This is a genomic window from Massilia sp. YIM B02763, assembly GCF_030412015.1.
In the GTDB taxonomy this organism is placed as follows: Bacteria; Pseudomonadota; Gammaproteobacteria; order Burkholderiales; family Burkholderiaceae_D; genus Telluria.
Genome location: NZ_JASNRD010000001.1, coordinates 404807 through 426281 on the forward strand (window position 1 = coordinate 404807; position 21475 = coordinate 426281).

At 69.6% G+C, this 21475-nt stretch carries 14 protein-coding genes; 5 read left to right on the forward strand and 9 right to left on the reverse strand.

Annotated features, from left to right (window positions below; translation table 11 throughout):
* The first annotated feature begins 85 nt into the window (after positions 1-85).
* From QPK32_RS01735 to QPK32_RS01745, 3 genes are all read left to right on the forward strand, one after another.
* The gene (locus tag QPK32_RS01735) at positions 86-955 is read left to right on the forward strand and encodes a phosphate/phosphite/phosphonate ABC transporter substrate-binding protein (protein ID WP_290411055.1); all 870 of its coding nucleotides are present in this window, start codon (positions 86-88) and stop codon (positions 953-955) included.
* A gap of 69 nt (positions 956-1024) precedes the next feature.
* Positions 1025-3790, forward strand: coding sequence for a bifunctional diguanylate cyclase/phosphodiesterase (locus QPK32_RS01740; RefSeq protein ID WP_290411056.1), 2766 nt, complete (start codon positions 1025-1027; stop codon positions 3788-3790).
* A gap of 55 nt (positions 3791-3845) precedes the next feature.
* Positions 3846-5057 (forward strand): pyridoxal phosphate-dependent aminotransferase, encoded by a 1212-nt coding sequence (locus tag QPK32_RS01745; RefSeq protein ID WP_290411057.1) that lies wholly within the window; start codon positions 3846-3848, stop codon positions 5055-5057.
* 60 nt (positions 5058-5117) lie between these two features.
* Here the strand turns inward: QPK32_RS01745 and QPK32_RS01750 are convergent, their stop codons facing one another.
* From QPK32_RS01750 to QPK32_RS01760, 3 genes are read right to left on the reverse strand one after another with little or no spacing between them, the layout of a single operon-like run.
* A complete protein-coding gene (locus tag QPK32_RS01750; protein ID WP_290411058.1) occupies positions 5118-6446 on the reverse strand; it encodes a hybrid sensor histidine kinase/response regulator in 1329 nt (442 codons plus the stop codon).
* A gap of 13 nt (positions 6447-6459) precedes the next feature.
* Complete coding sequence (locus QPK32_RS01755; protein WP_290411059.1) at positions 6460-7914, reverse strand: ATPase domain-containing protein; 1455 nt, start codon at positions 7912-7914, stop codon at positions 6460-6462.
* The gene (locus QPK32_RS01760) at positions 7915-8283 is read right to left on the reverse strand and encodes a hypothetical protein (RefSeq protein ID WP_290411060.1); all 369 of its coding nucleotides are present in this window, start codon (positions 8281-8283) and stop codon (positions 7915-7917) included.
* 239 nt (positions 8284-8522) lie between these two features.
* Here QPK32_RS01760 and QPK32_RS01765 point away from each other — a divergent pair, with 239 nt between their 5' ends.
* Entirely contained in the window at positions 8523-10187 is a 1665-nt protein-coding gene (locus tag QPK32_RS01765) for a M28 family peptidase (protein ID WP_290411061.1), read from the forward strand.
* A 63-nt stretch (positions 10188-10250) separates the two neighbouring features.
* Positions 10251-12035, forward strand: a complete 1785-nt coding sequence (locus tag QPK32_RS01770; protein WP_290411062.1) for a DUF885 family protein — start codon at positions 10251-10253, stop codon at positions 12033-12035.
* Positions 12036-12149: 114 nt separating this feature from the next.
* Here QPK32_RS01770 and QPK32_RS01775 read toward each other — a convergent pair whose 3' ends face one another.
* The 6 genes from QPK32_RS01775 to smc form a co-directional block, all read right to left on the reverse strand.
* The gene (locus QPK32_RS01775; RefSeq protein WP_308632411.1) at positions 12150-12671 is read right to left on the reverse strand and encodes a hypothetical protein; all 522 of its coding nucleotides are present in this window, start codon (positions 12669-12671) and stop codon (positions 12150-12152) included.
* Positions 12668-13204 carry a peptide deformylase gene (gene def / locus QPK32_RS01780; RefSeq protein WP_290411063.1) on the reverse strand — a complete coding sequence of 179 codons (537 nt, stop codon included), beginning with the start codon at positions 13202-13204 and terminating at the stop codon, positions 12668-12670. The genes QPK32_RS01775 and def overlap by 4 nt, the downstream gene beginning before the upstream one ends.
* On the reverse strand, positions 13204-14091 hold the full coding sequence (gene galU / locus QPK32_RS01785) for a UTP--glucose-1-phosphate uridylyltransferase GalU (protein WP_290411064.1): 888 nt from the start codon (positions 14089-14091) through the stop codon (positions 13204-13206). Before galU ends, def begins: the two co-directional genes overlap by 1 nt.
* Before the next feature lie 21 nt (positions 14092-14112).
* Positions 14113-16482: an NAD-dependent DNA ligase LigA gene (ligA, locus tag QPK32_RS01790; RefSeq protein ID WP_290411065.1), complete on the reverse strand. Its 2370-nt coding sequence runs from the start codon at positions 16480-16482 to the stop codon at positions 14113-14115.
* A 7-nt stretch (positions 16483-16489) separates the two neighbouring features.
* Entirely contained in the window at positions 16490-17695 is a 1206-nt protein-coding gene (locus tag QPK32_RS01795; RefSeq protein WP_290411066.1) for a cell division protein ZipA C-terminal FtsZ-binding domain-containing protein, read from the reverse strand.
* 99 nt (positions 17696-17794) lie between these two features.
* Positions 17795-21307, reverse strand: a complete 3513-nt coding sequence (gene smc / locus QPK32_RS01800) for a chromosome segregation protein SMC (RefSeq protein WP_290411067.1) — start codon at positions 21305-21307, stop codon at positions 17795-17797.
* Positions 21308-21475: the final 168 nt, after the last annotated feature.

Below are 21475 nucleotides of genomic sequence, written 5' to 3' on the forward strand. Positions count from 1 at the left end.
CGGAAATATGATATATTTGAGCGTTCGCGCAGGAGCCGCGGCGCATGGCGCTCGCCCGCTGCGCCCATCTACCGTATTGCGCACCATGTTCCGTCATATTTCCGTCCGTTTCCCGCGGCTGGCCGCCTTGCTGGCCGCCGCAACGTTCACCTGCGGCGCCCCCGGCGCCGCGGCCGCCGAGCCGCCGGTCTATCATTTTTCGCCCGTCAATCAATACAACCTGCAGGTATCGGCCAGCTTCTGGAATCCGATCATGCGCTACGTGTCGCAGAAGAGCGGCGTGCGCCTCAACCTCAAACTGGGCCGCACGTCGGCCGACACCACCAGCTTCGTCCTTGCGCGCGAAGTGGATTTCGCGTTCACCAACCACCTGTTCAGCCCGGACCGCGAAAAAATGGGCTGGACCGTGTTCGGGCGCCGCGCCGCGCCGCCCGTCCAGGGGCAGATCGTGGTGCCGCTCGACTCTCCTGTGCGCGACGTGCGCGAGCTGGCCGGCGGAGCCGTCGCCTTCCCCGGGCCGGAGGCGCTGATCGCCTACAAGGTCCCGTATGCCCAGCTGCTGCGCCGCGACGTTCCCGTCGACGTGGTCTTCGCCGGCAACCAGGATGCCGCCTTCACCCAGCTGTTCGCCGGCAAGGTCAAGGCCGTGGGAGCCAACTCCCAGCTGGTGCAGAACTATACCGGCCGCGAAGGCAGGAAATTCCGCGTGCTGTGGAGTTCCGCGCCGTTCAACGACCTGGCGCTGATGGCCTCGCCGCGCGTGCCGCCCGAGCAGGTGCGCGCCGTGGCGCGCGCCTTCCTCGGCATGCGCCAGGATCCGGAGGGGCGCAAGATCCTCGACGCGGCCTCGGAACTGGTGCATGCGCCCGTGCCGCTGTCCTTCGTGGCGGCGACGGATGACGACTACGCCGCCTACCGCGCCTTCTACACGGACGCGCCGGCGGACCTGCGCTGAACCTCCGCCCACCGCTTCTCATCTGCATCCATCATCGGCATCCATCATCGGCTACCCTCACCGGCTCCCATGCTCCTCTCGCGCCCACTGATCCTGTTCCCGCCGCGCTGGTCCCTGCTGCCCCGCTCCCTGGTGGGACGCGTGTTCGCGGTGTTCTCGCTGACCCTGCTGCTGTGCCTGTGCACGGGCCTGGGCCTGTTCTACCGCTACCAGTTCCTGCAGCACATCGAGGAAACCCAGGACACGGCCATGACGCTGGTGGAAGTGGCGACCCAGACCATCGAGGACAGCGCCGTGATCGGCGACTACGACACGGTCAAGCGCACGCTGGGCAAGATGCTGTTCCAGTCGCCGTTCAAGCGCGCCGAGTTCATCGACGTGGCCGGCGGCACGATCCGCGTCGATGGCCCGCGGACGACGCGGGCGCAGGCCCCGCACTGGCTGGTGGCGCTGATCGCCTCCAAGCTGTACGACGTCAACCGCATCGCCAACGTGGGCGGCAAGGACTACGGCGTGGTGCGCCTGTCCTTCGACGAACACAAGCTCGCGGCACAGCTGTGGAACATCGTGCTGGAGACGGCGCTGCTGGCCGGCATCGTCTTCGCCTGCAGCCTGGCGCTGATGCGCACGCTGCTGCGCCGCTGGCTCGACAGCCTGGGCCGCCTGCGCAAGTTCGAGAACGACGTGGCGGCCGGCCGCGTCACGGCCGAGGCGGCCCTGCTGGACGATGCCCCGACCGAGATCCAGGAAGCGATCGAGGCCGTCAACCGCGGCGCCGCCAGCCTGCGCGTGCAGTTCGGCCAGCGCATCGACTCGCTGATGAATTCCCTCATGCAGCACAAGAGCGCGATGGACCGGGCGGCGATCGTGTCCGAGGTCGACGCGCACGGCCTGATCACGGCAGTGAACGACCTGTTCGTCACCAGCAGCGGCTTCGCGCGCGCGGCCGTGATCGGCCGCCCCCTGGCCGACGTCGGGCAGGCGGCCGGTGCCAGCGCCCCGTGGCGGCCGTCGGACCAGGTATGGAACGGCGAGGTGGCGATTTCCGGACGCCACGGCACGCGCCAGTGGTACCGCACCGTGGTGCCGATGCTCGACGCCGCCGGCGCGGTCGAGCGCTACATCTGCATCGACATCGACATCAGCGAGCGCAAGGAATTCGAGCGCACCATCGTGGAAAACGCCCGGCGCCAGACACTGGCGGCGGAACTGGGCCGCAAGGCCCTCGCGGCCAACGACCTCGAGGAACTGTTCCTGGACGCCGCCATCGCCGCCGCGCGCGGCCTGGACGCGGCCGGCGCCGCCCTGCTCGAGACGCCCGCCGGCGCCGCGCCCATACTGCGCGCGGCCGACGGCCTCGTCGACGGCGTGCCCGGCCTGGAAGAAGCCATCGTCTGCGCCGACCGCAGCTTCGGCGTGCTGGCCGCCTACGACGCCGAGGAGCGCCGCTTCACCGACGACGACGCCAATTTCCTGCGCGGCATCGCGAACATCCTGGCCACCGCCGTCGAGCGCCACGACGCCCGCAGCCGCCTGACCTACCTGGCCCAGTACGACGCCCTGACGGAGCTGCCCAACCGGCGCCACCTGGCCCACTCGCTGGAAGAGGCGATTTCGGAAGCGGCGCGCCACGGCGGCCGCGCGGCCGTGATGTTCATCGACCTGGACCGCTTCAAGAACGTCAACGACATGCTCGGCCACGGCGTCGGCGACCGCCTGCTGGTGCAGGCCGCCCAGCGCCTGCGCGCCTGCGCCCGCCCCGGCGACGTCGTGGCGCGCCTGGGCGGCGACGAGTTCGCGCTGGTGCTGCCGGAACTGTCGGGCAACGCCGATGCCGCCCTCGTCGCGCGCCGCATCATTGAGGCGCTCGCGCGTCCCTTCCACCTGCAGGGCCAGCAACTGTTCGTGTCGGCCAGCGTGGGCATCGCCAGCTACCCGGACGACGGCGGCAATGCCGAACTGCTGCTCAAGAACGCCGACACGGCGATGTACGGCGCCAAGAACGGCGGCAGGAACAACTACCGCTTCTTCCAGGCCCAGATGCACGAGAACACGGCGCGGCGCGTGCAGACCGAGACCCAGCTGCGCCAGGCGCTCGAACGGGGCGAGTTCCTGCTGCACTACCAGCCCAAGCTGGACCTGGCCGCGGGCACCGTCAGCGGCTTCGAGGCGCTGCTGCGCTGGAACCATCCGGAACGGGGCCTGGTCGCGCCCCTGGAATTCATCCCCATCCTGGAAGACACGGGCCTGATCCTGCCGGTCGGCGAATGGGTGATCGGCGAAGTGTGCCGCCAGCTCAAGGAATGGGAAGCGCAGCACATGGCGCCGCCGCCGATCGCCATCAACCTGTCGGCGCGCCAGCTGCAGCAGGGCGACCTGCCCGGCGCCATCGAGCGCATCGTGGGCGCGGCCGGCGTGGCCCCCGCGCTGCTGGAATTCGAGCTGACCGAGTCGATGCTGATGACGGACCCGGAGGCCGCCGTGGCGATCCTCTCGCGCATCAAGGCGCTGGGCATGCGCCTGTCGGTCGACGACTTCGGCACCGGCTATTCGAGCCTGGCCTACCTGAAGCGCTTCCCGCTGGACGCGCTCAAGATCGACCGCACCTTCGTGCGCGACCTGGCCGACGACCCGGACGACGCCGCCATCACCAAGGCCGTGATCCGCCTGGCGCACAGCCTGAACCTGAAGGTGGTGGCCGAGGGCGTGGAAACCATCGAGCAGATCCGCGAACTGGAACGCTACGACTGCGACGAGATCCAGGGCTACTACGTCAGCCGTCCGCTGCCGGCCGACGCCTGCGGGGCGCTGCTGGCGAGCGAGGCGGCGATCTGACGCCTTGCCGCTTCGGCGGTAGAATGGCGGGATCGACGATTCTCCTCCTTCCAGCATGTCCTCCAATACCGCTTCACTTGACGGCGCCGCGCGCGCCCTGCAGCTCGCCGCCCGCGTCGAGGCCATCGAACCGTTCCGCGTGATGGAAATGGTGAAGGCCGCGGGCGCCATGACCCGCGCCGGCATCGACGTCGTCAGCATGAGTGTCGGCGAGCCCGACTTCACGGCGCCCGACGTCGTCGCCCGTGCCGCCGTGGCCGCGATCCAGTCCGGCGCCACCCAGTACACGGAATCGCTGGGCCTGCCCGCGCTGCGCGAGGCGATCGCCGCCTGGTACGCGGCCAGCCACGGCCTGGACGTGGACCCGCGCCGCATCGTGATCACGGCCGGCGCCTCGGCCGCCCTGCTGCTGGCCTGCGCGGCGCTGGTGGCCGACGGCGACGAGGTGCTGATGCCCGACCCCTGCTATCCGTGCAACCGGCATTTCGTCAGCGCCTTCGGCGGCAAGCCCGTGCTGGTGCCGTCCGGCGCGGCCGAGCGCTACCAGCTCACGGCCGCCCAGGTCGACGCGCGCTGGAACGCGCGCACGCGCGGCGTGATCGTCGCTTCTCCGTCCAACCCGACCGGCACGTCGATGACGCCGCAGCAGACCCGCGAGCTGGTGGCGGCGGTACGCGCGCGCGGCGGCTTCGCCATCGTCGACGAGATCTACCAGGGCCTGTCGTATGGCGACAAGCCGGTGAGCGCCCTGTCCTTCGGCGACGACGTCATCACCGTCAACAGCTTCTCGAAATACTTCAGCATGACGGGCTGGCGCCTGGGCTGGCTGGTGCTGCCGGAGGCGCTGGTGCCGGCCGTGGAAAAGCTGGCGCAGAACCTGTTCATCTGCGCCCCCACGGTGGCCCAGCGCGCGGCGCTGGCCTGCTTCGAACCGGAAGCGATCGCCATCTTCGAGGAGCGCCGCCTGGAATTCCAGCGCCGCCGCGACTTCCTGGTGCCGGCGCTGCGCGAGCTCGGTTTTGCCATTCCCGTGATGCCCGACGGCGCCTTCTACGTGTACGCGGACATCGCCGGCCTGGACCATCCGGATGCGGCCGACAGCGCCGCCTTCGGCATGGCCGTGCTGCGCGACGCCCACGTGGCGATCGTGCCGGGCGGGGATTTCGGCTTCGCCGCGCCCGAGCGGCACGTGCGCTTTTCCTACGCGACGAAGATCGAGCGGATCGGGGAAGCGGTGGGGCGCATCGGGCGGCTGCTGGGGCGCTGACGTCCTGGCGGAGCAAGCACCGTCGCCCCGGCGCGACGTGGTCGGGCCTGGAGAGAGACTTCATGCTTCGCGCAGGGCGCCGGCCACCAGTTCGCACAGCACGTCGGCCGTCACCGGCTTGACCAGGTAGCGGTCGAAGCCGGCCTGCAGGCCGCGCTCGCGGTCGCCCGGCTGGCCGTAGCCGCTCAGCGCGATGGCGTAGGGCATGGCGCCGCCGGACCCGGTGCGCAGCGCCTGCATCAGGCCCAAACCGTCCAGGCCGGGCAGGCCGATATCGCACACGATCACGTCCCAGGACCGGGACTGCGCCAGCGCCAGCCCGCCGGGGCCGTCGTGGGCGACGGCGACGTCGTGGCCGTCGGCGGCCAGGCAGCCGGCCATGGTCAGGCAGGCGTCGACATTGTCTTCCACCAGCAGCACGCGGCGCGGACCGCCCTGCGCGGCGGCGGCGGCGGGCGGCTGCAAGGCGGCGGGTGCCGCCTGCGCGGCCGTCCGCGGCAGGCGCACGACGAAGCGGCTGCCCTGGCCACTGCCGGCGCTGCTGGCGTCGACCGTCCCGCCGTGCATGCCGACCAGGTTGCGCACCACGTTCAGCCCCACGCCGAGGCCGCCCTCGGATCGCGCCAGCGAGCGCGGTCCCTGCGTGAAGAGGTCGAAGATATAGGGCAGGACGTCGGGCGCGATGCCGATGCCGTCGTCCTCCACGTGCACCGTGGCCGTGCCGTCGGCCGCCTGCACGGCCAGGCGCAGGCGCCCGCCGTCGCCCGTGTACTTGGACGCGTTGGCCAGCAGGTTGGTGAATACCTGGGCCAGGCGCACGCGGTCGCCCTCGACCGTCACGTCCTCGGGCGGCAGCGCCAGGTCGAGGGACTGGCCCCGTTCGGCGATGCGCGGCTGCACCGTCTCGACGGCGTGGCGCAGCACCTCGGCCAGCGCCAGCGGCTCGGGCGCCAGCGTGATCTTGCCGCTGCTGATGCGCGCGGCGTCGAGCAGATCGTCGAGCAGGCGCGCCATGTGCTCGACCTGGCGCCCCACCACGCGCGCCAGCCTGGCCTGCTCGGGCGCGGCGCCGCGTTCCAGCAGCGAGGCGGCCATGGCGATCGGCGACAGGGGGTTCCTCAGCTCGTGCGCCAGCATGGCCAGGAACTCGTTCTGGCGGCGGTTGGCCGCCTCGGCGTCGTCGCGCAGGTGCTGGGCGTTGACCGTGGCCAGCACCAGGTGCTCGTTGGCTTCGCGCAGCTGGGCGACCAGGGCCTGCAGCTCGCCGTGCTCACGCGCGGCGGCGCGCAGGGCGGCAACCTCGGCTTCCAGTGCGCCCAGCCGTTCCTGCAAGGAGGCGCCGTCCTGCGCCCTGCTGTCGTCCATGCCCGTCACCGCCGCGTCGCTCATGCCGCCTCCCGTGTCAGCTGCGTGGCCAGCCGGTCAACACGCCCTCGTAGGGCACCGGCCGTTCGTCGACCTCGATGCCGCTACCGGTGATGCTGTATTCGCGCAGTTCGCTGCTGTGGTCGACGCCGCGGACCTTGACCACCATGAGGAACTTGCGCAGCGCGCCGCCCACTTCGGCGAAACGCATCGCGACCACGGCGTCGGCCAGGAAGGCCAGCTCGTGCGGACTGGTGCGCAGGCTCGGCCGGGGGTCGTCCATGCCCGCCGTCACCAGCACCGTCACGCCGCGCTTGGCCAGCGCGCTGAGGGTGCGGAACACGGTCTGGCGCAGGTCGGCGCGCGCCTCCGGGGCCAGGTACAGGTCGAATTCGGACAGCGAATCGATCACGACGCGGGTCGCGCCGGTGCGGTCGATCGCGCTGAGCATCTCGTCCAGCAGTTCCTCGACGCTGAGCGACAGCGAGCGGGTCTCGACCACGGTCACGCTGCCTTCCTGCGCCATCCGCGCCAGCGCCGCGTTGCGCAGGCGCGCGGTGCCCTTCTCGAAGAACACGGCCACGCCCTTCTCGCCCAGCGCGGCGCCGGCCTCGAGGAAGCGCGTGCCGAGCACGGTCTTGCCGATGCCGGTCGGGCCCGTCACCAGCAGCGCGTGGCCCTGCGGCACGCCGCCCAGCATCAGCTTGTCCAGGCCCGGCACCCCTGTCGGGATACGGCGCGGCTTGACGTCGACCTGGGTGCCCGGCAGGCGGTCGTCCGCGAGCGGCGGCAGCTCGCGCGGATACACGCGGATGCCGTCGTCCGTGATGCGCATCGTGTGCGCGCCCGTCATGTGCGCCTGGCCGCGCATCTTGAGCACGCGGATCTTGCGCAGCATCGAGTTGTCGTCGCTGGCCTGGGCCAGCGCCAGCATGCCGTCGGCGACCGTGATGATCGGATTGGCCTCGACGTCGGCGTGCGTGTATTCGCCGATCAGGAAGGTGGTGGCCTGCCAGGTCGCCATGCGCGAGCCCAGCTCCTGGATGAAGTGCTGCAGGTGGGTCAGGCCCTCGTTGCCGCCGCGCGCGGTCTGCACGACGGAGCGGAACGAATCGACGAACACGAGGCCCGGCCCGAAATCCTCGACCTCGTGCATGATCCGTTCCAGCACGCCGTCGAAGTGGCCGGCGCGCAGGTCGTCGGCCAGGTTCACGTAGCGGACCACGGGGCCGACCTTGTCCGTGTCGAAGAACGGGAACTGCTGCTGGTAGCGCAGCATCTTCAGCGGCGGCTCGCCCAGCACGGTGAAGAACAGGGCGCGCCGCTGGGGATTGGCCAGTGCAAACATGATCTGGTGCGCCAGCGTGGTCTTGCCGCTGCCGGGCGCTCCCGCGATCAGCGTGAAGGAAAACTCGGTCAGGCCGCCGCCCAGGAGAATGTCGAGTCCCGGCACCCCCGTGCTGAGCATCCCCAAGCGTACTTTGTCGGTCATTTACTTTTGCTCCTGTGCTTCTTGCGGCCCATCCTGGCCATCCGGTTCCTTCCCCGCGTCGGCCAGCAGCCGCGCCGTCAGCCCTTCCCCGATCAACGCCGAGAGCAATCTGGTGAACGTCGCTAGCAGTTCCTCGTTGGCCGCGGCGGCCTGCTCCGCATTCACGCCCGCCAGGTCCCGTTCCAGCGTCGCCAGCAGCGCCTCGATCGAGGACCGCTCGCCGCCGACGCTCAGCCAGCCGTGGCGCGGGGCCAGCATGCGCACGGCGCGGCCGAACAGCGCGCACACGCCGCTTTCGCCGATCAGTCCGGCGAGCTGGCCGGTGATGCGGCGCCACGGCTGCAGCAGGCGCGTTCTCGGGCCGGCCATAGGCGGCACAGGCGCGGTCCTGTCGGGTCGGCGCTGGTTATCATCTCTTTCCATCAGGCTTCGCGAAATTATTATCCTTGGCAATCCGCCATTGCGGTCCAGGCATCCACGGCCATTATAGCTGCAATGTCAACCCAGCAAATGTAATCTTGTGACTATCTTGCCATTTTGACCACCCCTGTTCAGCGTGGGCGCCGAGCTGCTACCATGGCCGTTTGCAACCCACCCACGCGATGCCCATGTCCCCACGCCACCGCCGCTTCGATCTCCGCGCTCCCGTCCTCGTTTCCGCCCTCGCCGTTTCCTCCCTCGTTTCCTCCCTCGCCGCCGCCCAGCCGGCCGCCCCGGCGGCCGCCCCGCCCGCCGTGCAGGAAGCGCCGCTGCGCGCCCACCTGTCGCTGCTGGCCGACGACCTGTTCGAGGGCCGCGGCACGGGCCAGCGCGGCGGCGCCCTGGCCGTGCGCTACCTCGAGACCCAGGCCGCCGCCATCGGCCTCGCGCCCCTGAAGGACGGCGGCTACCGCCAGAAGGTCGAGATGGTCGGCCAGAAGACCCTGCCCGGCAGCCGCGTGCAGTTCACGGCCGGCGGCAGGACGCTCGACGCCCGGTTCGGCCAGGACGTCGTGTTCGGCAATGCGAACGGCCAGGCCGAGACGGCACTGTCGGCGCCCGTCGTCTTCGTCGGCTACGGCATCGACGCGCCGGACGAAGGCTGGAACGATTTCCGCGGCGCCGACGTGAAAGGCAAGCTGATCGTGGCGATGGTCAACGATCCGCGCCCGACCGCGGCGGAGCCGAACCGCTTCGCCGGCAAGTCGCTGACCTGGTACGGCCGCTGGGTCTACAAGTTCGAGGAAGCGCTGCGCCAGGGCGCCGCCGGCATCCTGCTGGTGCACACGACGGAATCCGCCTCCTACCCGTGGACCGTGCCCGTCAACAGCTTCTCGCACGAGCAGTTCCACCTGGCCGGCGCCGGCAACGCGCTGCAGGGCTGGATCAGCGAGGACTTCGCGCGCACGCTGTTCAAGCAGGCCGGCCAGGACCTGGACGCCCTGCGCGCCCGCGCCGAAGTGAAGGGATTCACGCCGGTCGCGCTGGACGCCACCGCCCGGGCCGAAGTGAAGAGCGCCGTGCGCCAGGTCGTCGAGTACAACGTGGCGGGCATCGTGCCCGGCGCCGACCCGACGCTGAAATCGGAAGCCGTGATCTATTCGGCGCACTGGGACCACCTGGGCATCGACGTCGAAAACGGCAAGCCGGACCACATCTGGAACGGCGCCATCGACAATGCCTCCGGCAGCGCGGCCCTGCTGGCGATGGCGCAGGCCGCCGTCGCCCATCCGGCCAGGCGCACCCAGATCTTCCTGTGGCCCTGCGCCGAGGAGCAAGGCCTGCTGGGCAGCCTGGCCTACGTGCGCGCGCCCCTGTGGCCGCTGGCGAAGACGGCCGCGGACCTGAACCTGGACAGCATGAACTTCGTCGGCCGCACGCGCGACATCGGCGTCGCCGGCGCCGAGCGCAGCACCCTCGTCGACACGGCCGGCCAGGTGGCGAAGGCCATGGGCCTGACGCTGGCCCCGCCGACGCCGGACCTCGGCGGCGCCTACTTCCGCGCCGACCACTTCAACTTCGCCAAGGCGGGCGTACCGGCGTTCAACGTGGGCTCGGCCGTGTTCTCGGGCGACGGCAAGTTCACCTTCGAGCACGATCACGGCAGCGCCGACCGCATGCGCGCCTTCACCAAGGACTATCACCAGGTAAGCGACCAGTACGATCCGTCGTGGGACCTGTCGGGCATGGTGCAGCAGGCGCAATTCACGCTGAACCTCGGCTACGCGGTCGCGAACGCGCCGGCGCTGCCGCGCTGGAGGGACGGGGAAGCGTACGGCAAGGTCAAGCGCTGAGCGGCTGGCGCCGGCGTATCGATCGCGGGTAAGATCGCTCCTCCACTACTCAACAGGAAGACCATGAAGCAGACCCTGCTCGCCACCGCACTTTCCCTGGCCCTCTCGACCGCCCTCCTGTCCGCTGCGCCCGCGCAAGCGGCGCCCAGGGCGGCGGCGACGGCAAACGCCGCGGACCAGCGCTTCGACGCGATCTGGCAGGCGGAATGGAAGTGGCGGCTCGACCAGGGCCTGGCCTGGGACGAGGACAGCCCGCGCGCGCTGCGCGGCGAACTGGCGCGCGTCGATGCGCGCACCCAGGCGGCGCGCCTCGCGTACTGGCAGGACGTGCTGCGCCGCCTCGACACGATTCGTCCCGAACAGCTGTCGGCGCCGCGCAAGATCGACTACGCCGTCTACCGCGCCCAGATCGCCGCCTTCGTCGAGGCCCAGCGCTTCCGCGAATACGAGCAGCCCGTGAATGCCGACAGCGCGTTCTGGAGCGACATCACCTACATCGCCAGGAAGCCCTTCAAGACGGAGGCCGAATACCGCGCTTACCTGAAGCAGCTGGCCGACCTGCCGCGCTACTTCGGCGAGGAGACGGAGAACATGCGCGCGGGCCTGACGCGCGGCTTCACGCCGCCGAAGGTGACGCTAGCGGGCCGCGAGGCGCCGCTCGTCAACATCGCCAACGCGAAGACGCCGCAGGACACCGTGTTCTACACGCCGTTCAAGGAGATGCCGGCGACGATTCCGGCCGCCGTGCAGGACGAGCTGCGCGCGCAGGGAACCCGGCTGATCGCCGAGCGGGTGCAGCCCGCCTATGCCGCGGTCCTGCGGTTCGTGCAGGCCGAATACTTCCCCAGGGCGCGCACGACGCTCGCCGCCGACAGCCTCCCGGACGGCAAGGCCTATTACCAGTCGAAGATCGTCGAGTTCACGACGACCGACATGACGGCGCAGCAGATCCACCAGGTCGGCCTGGCGGAGATGGCCAGGATCCGCGCCGAGATGCAACAGACGATGGACAAGGCGGGCTTCAAGGGCGACCTGCCGGCCTTTCTGGCCTTCCTGCGCAGCGACCCGCAGTTCTATGCGAAGACGCCGGAAGAACTCTTGATGCGCGCGGCCTGGATCGCCAAGAAGTTCGACGGCAAGGCCGACCAGTACTTCGGCTACCTGCCGCGCCGCCGCTTCGCCATCGTGCCCGTGCCGCCCGACCAGGCGCCCTACTACACGTCGGCCCGCGGCGGTCCCGGCATCTACCTGGTGAACACCTACAACCTGCCCGCGCGCGCGCTGTACAGCCTGCCCGCGCTGACGCTGCACGAATCGGCCCCGGGCCACGCCTTCCAGATGCCGGTGGCGTTGGAACAGCAGGGTGTGCCGCCGTTCCGCCGCGCCTACATCTCGGCCTATGGCGAAGGCTGGGCGCTGTACTGCGAACGCCTGGGCAGCGAGATGGGCATCTACGAGACGCCCTACGAGACCTTCGGCATGCTGAGCTACCAGGCCTGGCGCGCCGCCCGCCTCGTCGTCGACACGGGCATCCACGCGATGGGCTGGACCCGCGAACAGGCGCAGGCCTATATGCACGACAACACGGCGCTGTCGGACCACGAGATCGAGACGGAAGTCGACCGCTACATCTCCTGGCCGGGCCAGGCGCTGTCCTACTACCTGGGCCAGATGGCGATCATGGAAGCGCGCGCCAAGGCGCAGGCGGCGCTGGGAGAGAAGTTCGACATCCGCGCGTTCCACGACACGGTGCTGCAACTGGGGTCGGTGCCGCTGCCGGTGCTGAAGGCGCGCATCGATGCGTTCATTGCCGATGGGGGCAAGTCGCCGTATCCGGCGTCGAAATAATTTCCGGGTGTGCATGGTGGGCACGGGGTGCCCACCCTACGAATTCGATGAACCGTTCATACGGATTCGATCGACCGTGGACGTAGGGTGGGCATCACATGCCCACCATCAGCTTCAGAACAGCTTCAGCTTGAGCTGCACCGAGATTCCCCCGTACAGCCGATCCTTGTAGCTCGGGATGATCCCCACATTCACGCCCACGCGCTGGTATTCGTAGGTCAGCGTGGGAATCGCCGCCGGGAACCAGCCGCCGTCGCGCATGCGCGGGTAGCCGTCGAAGGCCGCCAGCGCGGCGCCCACGCGGACCGGACCGACGGCCCACGGCTGCCAGATCACGCCCGCGTAGTTCGACCATTCGCGGTCGCTGTTGTAGAAGCGTCCGACGGCGGCCGCCATCGTGCCGGAGAAGCGGTACTCGGCGCCCAGGCCCTTGTTGGCGCCGTTCAGGTCCTTGTCGCGGTCGAAGTGCCAGGTGGCGAAGCCCGTGTCGACCCACAGCTCGCTTTTCGGCGCCGGATCGATCCAGGTGTACCAGGTGGAGGAGGCCTGTTCCTGGGTCTGTTCCTGGGCGTGGGCGGCGGTGCCGGTCAGCAGGCCGGCCACGGCCAGGGCCTGCAGGATGCGGGAAGCGTTCAATCGTCGGCCTTCGGGTCGAGGTGGGGGAACATCACTTCGGTAAAGCCGAAGCGGGAAAAATCCTTGATGCGCATGGGGTACAGGATGCCCAGCAGGTGGTCGACCTCGTGCTGCACGACGCGCGCGTGGAAGCCGTCCACCTCGCGCGCGATCGGCTTGCCGTACTGGTCGACGCCTTCGTAGCGCAGCTTCGTGTAGCGCGGCACGCTGCCGCGCAGGCCCGGCACCGACAGGCAGCCCTCGAAGCCCTCTTCCATCTCGTCGGACAGCGGCGTGAGCACGGGATTGAGCAGCACCGTCTCCGGCACGGCGGGCGCGTCCGGATAGCGCTGGTTCTTGCCGAAGCCGAAGATCACGAGCTGCAGGTTGACGCCGATCTGCGGCGCGGCCAGGCCGGCGCCGTCCACGCTGTGCATGGTCTCGAACATGTCCGCCACCAGCGCGTGCAGCTCGGGCGTGTCGAACTCCGTCACCTTCTCGGCGACGCGCAACAGGCGCGGGTCGCCCATCCTGAGGATCTCGCGGATGGCCATTACGGGTTCTCCTTGCACAGTTGTTGCAGGAATTCGCGGTAGCCGGCGGCCGTCTCGGGATGCTTCATGCCGATCGCCGCCGTCGCCTTCAGGTAGCCCAGCTTGGAGCCGCAGTCGTAGCGCTGGCCCGCATAGCGGTAGGCCAGCACGCGCTCGCGCGCCATCAGGGCGGCGATACCGTCGGTCAGCTGGATCTCGCCGCCGGCACCGGTACCCAGCGTCGCCAGGTGGTCGAAGATGGCGCCGGACAGCACGTAGCGGCCCACGACGGCCAGCGTCGACGGCGCGTCCTCGGGCTGCGGCTTCTCGACGATGCCGGAGACGAGCTCCAGGTCCGGGCGGTAGGGACTGGCGCTGACGATGCCGTACTGGCGCGTGTGCGCGCGCGGCACGTCCTGCACGGCCAGCACGCTGCATTTCTCGTAGGCGTACAGGTCCGTCATCTGGGCCAGCACGGGCTTGTGGCCCTCGGCCGTGTCCATGAAGTCGTCGGCCAGCAGCACGGCGAACGGGTCGCTGCCGATCACGGGCCGGGCGCACAGCACCGCGTGGCCCAGGCCCAGCGGCTCGGACTGGCGGATGTAGATGCAGCTGACGTTCTTCGGGATCACCTGGCGCACCAGCTTCAGCAGCTCTTCCTTGCCGGCCGCTTCCAGCTCGGACTCGAGCTCGTAGGCCTTGTCGAAATGGTCCTCGATGGCGCGCTTGTTGCGGCCCGTGATGAACACCAGCTCGTTGATGCCGGCGGCCACCGCTTCCTCGACCGCGTACTGGATCAGCGGCTTGTCGACGACCGGCAGCATCTCCTTCGGCTGCGCCTTGGTGGCGGGCAGGAAGCGGCTGCCGAGACCCGCGACGGGGAAAACGGCTTTCTTAATTGCGGTCATTCTCGTACATCCCTCGTATGGTTAAGTGGACTGTTCCAGCAGGGCCAGCAGCCCCGCCTCGTCGAGCACCGTGACGCCCAGCGCCTCGGCCTTTTCCAGCTTGCTGCCCGCCTCGGCCCCGGCGACGACGTACGACGTCTTCTTCGACACGGAGCCGGACACCTTGCCGCCGGCCGCCTCGATCAGCGCACCGGCCTGGTCGCGGCTCATCGTCGGCAGCGTGCCGGTGAGGACGAAGGTCTTGCCCGTCAGCGCGCCCTGCGGCGGCGCCGCCTCGAGCGGCAGCTGGGCCAGCAGTTCCGTGCGCAGCGCGGCCAGTTGCGCCAGCATGGCGCGGTTGCCCGCGTCGCCCATCCACGCTTCCAGCGACGCCACCACGGTCTCGGGCAGGCCGAACACGCCGAAAACCTTCAGGTGCACGAGGTCGTCGAGCGTGCGGCCGTCCAGCAGCTGGCGCGCGCGCGGCTCCGTCAGTTTCGGGATCGCGAGCGCGGCCAGCAGCTGCACGTCGTCCAGCTTCTCGCGCAGCTGGGGTCGCGGCGCATGCTCGCCCTGCGGCGCCACGCCGGCGGCCAGCAACGCATCGAGCGCCTGCTGGTTCTTTTCTTCCGCGAAGAAGTCGGCGATGGCCTCGGCCACCGTGCCGCCGATATCGGGCAGCACGCGCAGCAGCGCGACCGGCGCGCGGCGGACCAGCGCCAGGCTGCCCAGCCAGTCGGCCAGCGTCTTCGCCGTCGACTCGCCCACGTGGCGGATGCCCAGCGCGAACAGCAGCCGTTCGAGCGGCGGCGACTTGCTGGCGGCGATCGCCGCCAGCAGGTTGTCGGCCCACTTGGTGGCGACCTTGCCCTGCTTGACGGCGGGTTTGGCAGATTCGGGCGTCGTGCCGTCGCGTTCGTCCGCGAGGCGCTTCATCGTCAAGAGGTCGTCCAGCGTCAGCTTGTACAGGTCGGCCACGCCGTGGATCAGGTTCGCCTCGACCAGGCTGTCGATGTAGCGGTCGCCCAGGCCCTCGATGTCCATCATGCGGCGGCCCGCGAAGTGGCGGATCGCCTCCTTGCGCTGGGCCGCGCAGGTCAGGCCGCCGGAGCAGCGGGCCACCGCCTCGCCCTCTTCACGCACCACGTGCGAGCCGCACACCGGGCAGGTGGCGGGCAGCTGGTACACGGGCGGTTCCGGCTGCGGGCGGCGCTCCAGCACCACCGACAGCACTTCCGGGATCACGTCGCCGGCGCGGCGCACGACGACCGTGTCGCCCACGCGCACGTCCTTGCGCCTGACCTCGTCCTCGTTGTGCAGCGTCGCGTTGGTGACGGTGACGCCGCCCACCGACACGGGCACGAGGCGCGCGACGGGCGTGATGGCGCCCGTGCGGCCCACCTGCACGTCGATGGCGGAGACCTCGGTGAGCGCCTCCTCGGCCGGGAATTTATGCGCCAGCGCGAAGCGCGGCGCGCGCGACACGAAGCCGAGCTGGCGCTGGTCGGCCACGCGGTCGACCTTGTAGACGACGCCGTCGATCTCGTAGGGCAGCGACTTGCGGCGCTCGCCGATGTCGCGGAAGTAGCCCAGCATGCCCGGGCAGCCCTGCACCACGGCGCGCTCCTTCGACACGGGCAGGCCCAGGCGCTCGAACCAGTCCAGCACGGCCGAATGCGATTCGGGCAGCGGCGCGCCTTCCAGCACGCCGATGCCGTAGGCAAAGAAGCGCAGCTTGCGCTGCGCGGTGATGCGCGCGTCGAGCTGGCGCAGGCTGCCGGCGGCCGCGTTGCGGGGATTGGCGAATTCCTTCTGGCCGGCGTCGCGCTGGCGCTGGTTCAGGCGCTCGAATTCCTGCTTGAACATCAGCACCTCGCCGCGCACTTCCAGCACGTCGGGGATGTCCGACCCATGCAGGCGCAGCGGGATCACGCGCACGGTCTTGATATTGGCCGTAACGTCCTCGCCGGTGAATCCGTCGCCGCGGGTCGCGGCCTGCATCAGCACGCCCTTCTCGTAGCGCAGGCTCATGGCGAGGCCGTCGAACTTCAGCTCGGCGGCATAGGCGACCTGGCCCGGCGTATCGAGGCCGTCGCGCACGCGGCGGTCGAAGTTGTCGATGTCCTCGTCGGAAAAGCCGTTGTTCAGCGACAGCATCGGCACCGCATGCGTCACCTGCTTGAATTCGGGGATGGGCGCGGCGCCCACGCGCGAGGTCGGCGAATCGACCGACACGGCCTGCGGGTAGCGTTCTTCCAGCGCCTGCAGCTCGCGGAACAGCTTGTCGTACTCGGCGTCCGGAATGGTCGGCGCGTCGAGCACGTGGTAGTTGTAGATGTGGCGGTTCAGTTCCTCGACCAGCCACGCCATGCGCCCGAGGTCGTCCCGGGGCGGCTTGTTTGCCTCGCTCATCGCCACCTCAGCCGAACAGGCGCAGCGCGCGGGTCGAACCCGCCGGGATGTCGGCCGCGTCCATCTCCTGGTAGAACTCGCGCACCTGGCCGGCGATCTCGTCCAGCGTCTCGTCGGACAGCGGCTGGTCGAAGTCGTCGACGATGGCCGCGTCCAGGCGCTGCACGAGGTCGCGCGCGCAGGCGACCATGCGGCCGAAGCCGTCCTTGGCCGGCGCCACGCAGGGCACGTCCAGCAGCAGCGTCAGGCGCGGCGTCGTGTCGGCGCCCATGGTGACGTTGGTCGACAGCGTGAACAGCGGATGGTTGACGTGGCCTTCGGCGTCCGGCATGGCGAACTTGCCGTCCGGGCGCACGTCGAAGCCGGCCGCTTCGAGGGCGCCGACCAGCGTCGACATCGGCCACGGCGCGCCCTTCGATGCGAGGTTCACGCCCAGCTGGGCGTCGTGGCCCGCGACGAAGCGGTGCAGCGTCTTCGCCTCGCTCATCACCTCGATCATGTCCGGCACTTCCGGCTCGGCGCCGATCTCGTCGCCGACGGCGCGCAGGCGCGTGACCAGTTCCGAGTATTCCAGCTCGTTCAAGGCGGTGGTGCGGGTGGCCAGCTGCACGCCGGCCTGCAGCTTGGTGTACACGCCGCCGTGCACGACGGGTTCCCAGTCGCCGTTGACGGCCAGGCCCACGTAGTGCACGGGCTTGTTGCCGACGCGGCGCAGCTTCAGCAGGGCCGGCAGCGCGCGGTCGCCGCGCAGCGCGCCTTCGACGTTGAGGGGAATGATGCAGTCGATCAGCGGATCGACGAGGTTTTCGGCCAGCTGGGCCGGCGGCGTGTCCGGCTTGGCGCCGGGCAGCGCGGCGGCGGCGTCCAGCGCCGGGTCGCGCGCGGCGGCCGGGGCGGATGCGGCAGCTGCCGGAGCGGCGGCCGGCGCGGGCGCGGCGTGGGGTTCGTGCACGACCGGTTCGGCCAGCAGGTCCGGGCCCGGCACCAGAGGCTCGGCGGGAACGCCGTCCAGCACCGGTTCGTGGCGCTCGATGTCGGCGTCGAAGCGGGCCGCCGGCGCGGCGCCGCCCTTCATCAGCACGTCGTCGTGGTCGGTCGAGAAGGCGCGCTCGACGCTCTTCCTGGCCTTGTACTCCTGCCACTTGTTGTAACTAATGACGCCGACGACGAAGATGCCGCCGGCGGCGATCAGGCTCATTTGGAAATCTGTCATGCTGCTTGTGCCTCGAAGTATGCGTTTTGCTTGTTATCTGTCGTGACCGGACGGACGCGATTCAGGCGAATATTGGCGCAATGATACCAAAACGTCCGTTCACGCCGCGGCCAGATCGGCAGCCGTTTCCATGTCGACGGCCACGATGCGCGAGACGCCCTGCTCCTGCATCGTGACGCCGATCAGCTGGCTGGCCATTTCCATCGCGATCTTGTTGTGGGAGATGAAGAGGAATTGCGTATGGTCCGACATGCGCTTGACCATGCGGCAGAAGCGCTCCGTGTTGGCGTCGTCGAGCGGCGCGTCGACCTCGTCCAGCAGGCAGAACGGCGCCGGGTTCAGGCGGAACATGGAGAACACGAGGGCCGTCGCCGTCAGCGCCTTCTCGCCGCCGGACAACAGGTGGATGGTGGCGTTCTTCTTGCCGGGGGGCTGGGCCATGACCTGCACGCCGGAATCGAGGATTTCCTCGCCCGTCATCACCAGCCGCGCGGTGCCGCCGCCGAACAGGATCGGGAACAGTTCGGAGAAGTGTTCGTTGACGCGGTCGAACGTGTCCTGCAGCAGGTCGCGCGATTCGCGATCGATCTTGCCGATCGCGCCTTCCAGCGTGGTGATGGCTTCGATCAGGTCGTTGTTCTGCGCGTCCAGGAAGCGCTTGCGCTCCGTGGCCTGGGCCAGTTCCTCGACGGCGGCCAGGTTGACGGCGCCCAGCAGGTTGATGGCATTGGTCAGGCGCGTGACCTCGCCCTGCAGCCAGGACGGCTTCATGTCCGGGTTGAGCTTTTCCGACAGCGCCGCCTCGTCGGCCTCGGTCGACTTCAGCGCCTCGGCAAACTGCTCCTGGTTCAGGCGCGCCGCCTGCTCCTTCAGCTGCATCTCGGTGATGCGCTCGCGCTGCGGCTGCAGGCTGCGCTCGGCGCCCATGCGCGCCTCCTCCGCCTCGCGCAGCTGCTGCGTGAGCTGGTCCAGTTCGTGGCGCGCGTCGGCCAATGCCTGTTCCTGTTCGGCGCGGCGCGCCAGCAGGTCCTGCAGGCCCTCGGCGGCCGTGCCCGATTCCAGCGCTTCCAGCTCCAGCTTCGCGGCCCCGACCGATTCCAGCACCTGGGCCGCCTGCTGGCCCGCGGTGGCGGCCGTGCGGCGCAGTTCCTCGATGCGCGTGCGCTGCGTCTTTTCCGCGAACACGGCTTCCTGGGCCGCGCGCTCGAGCGCGCGCAGGCGGTCGCGCGCCTCGGCGAGCACCCTTTCCTGTTCCTGGAACGCGACCTGGCCGTCCTCGTGCGCGCCCTGCAGCTCGGCCAGTTCCAGGTCCAGCTCCTCGAACTGGGCCTCCGCTTCCGCCTGGGCCTGGCGCTGCTCGGCTTCCTGGGCGGCGATCTCGTCGAGGTCGGCGCCGATCTGGCCGCTGCGCTGGTTGAAGCGGGCCTCGACCTCGGCCTGCTTGACCACGTCGATCTGCAGCGCGTGCACTTCGCGCTGCAGCGTGGCGACGCGCTGGCGCCCTTCCTGCAGGCGGCGCTGCAGCTCCGTCACGGCGGCTTCCGCGCGCGTCGCGCGGGTGCGGGCCTCGTCGGCCAGCAGGGCCTGGGCGCGCAGCTGCTTCCCGATATTGTCGATCTCGTGCTGGCGCGCCAGCACGCCGTCCTGCTCCGCATCGGCGGCATAGAAACGCACGCTCGAACGGGTGATCATGTGGCCGTTCGGCGTGACGAAGGCACCGCCCTCGGGCAGGCGCTCGCGCTGCGCCAGCGCCGTGCCCGGATCGTCCGTGGCATACACGCCGTGCAGCCAGTCGTCGAGCAGGCCGCGCAGGCCGGGGTCGTTCAGCTTGAGCAGCGTGGCGAAGGGCTTCAGGCCGTGGTGGTCCGGCGGCGTGCCGGCGCCGCTGGCCGGCGTGTACACCGCCATGCGTGCCGGCGGGGCATCGCCGAAGAAGCCGCGCGCCCAGTCCAGGTTCGAGATCTCGAGCGCGCCCGTGCGTTCGCGCAGCACGGATTCCAGCGCCGTCTCCCAGCCCGCCTCGACGTCGAGCTTCTGCCACAGGCGCGGCAGTTTATCCAGCTCGTGCTTCTGCAGCCAGGGCTGTACCTTGCCCTGCGTCTGCACGCGCTCCTGCAGCTGGCGCAGCGCCGACAGGCGCGCTTCCAGCTTGGCATTGGCGGCATTCTCCTGCGTGACCTGGGCCTGGGCGTCGCGCCGTTCCTGCTCGACGGCCTGCTGGCGGGTCGCGGCCTCTTCCAGCATCAGCGTCTGCTCTTCCAGCATCAGCTGCTTTTCCTCGAGCTGCATGCGCAGGTTGTCCAGGTGGCCGGCATCCGGCAGGTTCAGGCCTGCCCTTTCCTGCTGCAGGCGCTCGCGCCGCGTGGCCAGGTTGGACAGGATCGAGGCGGCGTTGCGCTGGTGCGCGGACGCCAGCTCGATGCGCTGCTGGACCTGCATGATGCGCGCGCGCGACTCGGTCGCCCGCTCCTGGGCGGCGCGCCAGGCGGCGTCGAGGTCGGGCAGGCGCTCGTTGTGCGCCTCGACCGCGATCTGCGCGCCTTCGACGCGTGCCGCCAGCTCCTCCAGGCGCATCTCCGCTTCCTCGATCTGCTCCTGGGTCTCCATGGCCTGGTTGTGCCACTGCTCGCGCTGGGCCGTGAGGGTGCCGATCTGGTTCTGTAGTCGCGTGCGCGATTCGACGACGAACTTGATCTGCGCTTCCAGGCTGCCGATTTCCGCATTGGTCTGGTACAGGGCGCCCTGCGCGCCGTGCAGGCGGTCGCCGGTGGCGAAATGGGCCTGGCGCATGCGCTCCAGTTCCAGCTCCAGGTGGCGCAGCTTGGCGTTCTGCGCTTCCAGTCCCGTCTGCGCCTGTTCCATCTCCAGGAACCAGCGCGCCTGCTCGGCCTTCGCCTCGTTGCGGCGCAGGAGCCACAGCAATTTCTGCTTCTCTTCCTGGTCGGCCTGCAGCTCGCGGAAGCGGTTCGCCACGGCGGCCTGCGCTTCCAGCTTTTCCAGGTTGGCGTTCAGTTCGCGCAGGATGTCCTCGACGCGCGTCAGGTTCTCGCGCGTGTCGGCCAGGCGGTTTTCCGTCTCGCGGCGGCGCTCCTTGTACTTGGAGACGCCGGCCGCCTCCTCGAGGAACACGCGCAGCTCTTCCGGGCGCGATTCGATGATGCGCGCGATCATGCCCTGGCCGATGATCGCGTAGGCGCGCGGCCCCAGGCCCGTGCCGAGGAAGATGTCCTGGATGTCGCGCCGGCGCACCGGCTGGCCGTTGATGTAGTAGGTCGACGTGCCGTCGCGCGTGAGGGTGCGCTTGACGGCGATCTCGGCGTACTGGCCCCACTGCCCGGCCGCCTTGCCGGCGCTGTTGTCGAATACCAGCTCGACGGACGCGCGGCCAGCGGGTTTCCGGTGCGTGGAGCCGTTGAAGATCACGTCCTGCATCGACTCGCCGCGCAGCTCCGAGGCCTTCGATTCGCCCAGTACCCAGCGCACGGCGTCGATGATGTTCGACTTGCCGCAGCCGTTCGGCCCGACGACGCCGACGAGCTGTCCCGGCACCTGGAAATTGGTGGGATCGACGAAAGACTTAAATCCCGACAATTTGATGGAGGAAAGACGCACGTTCGCTCAAGCAGGCATAAGACAGGAAAGCCGCATCATACCATTTGCCTCTTGCCATTTGGCTACAACCTGCACCGCCTCATTCGGGGTCAGAGCACATTTAGCGCCAAATTCGGGGTCAGAGCACTTTTCAAGGAAATTCCCGCCGATATACGCATCCACCGTCCA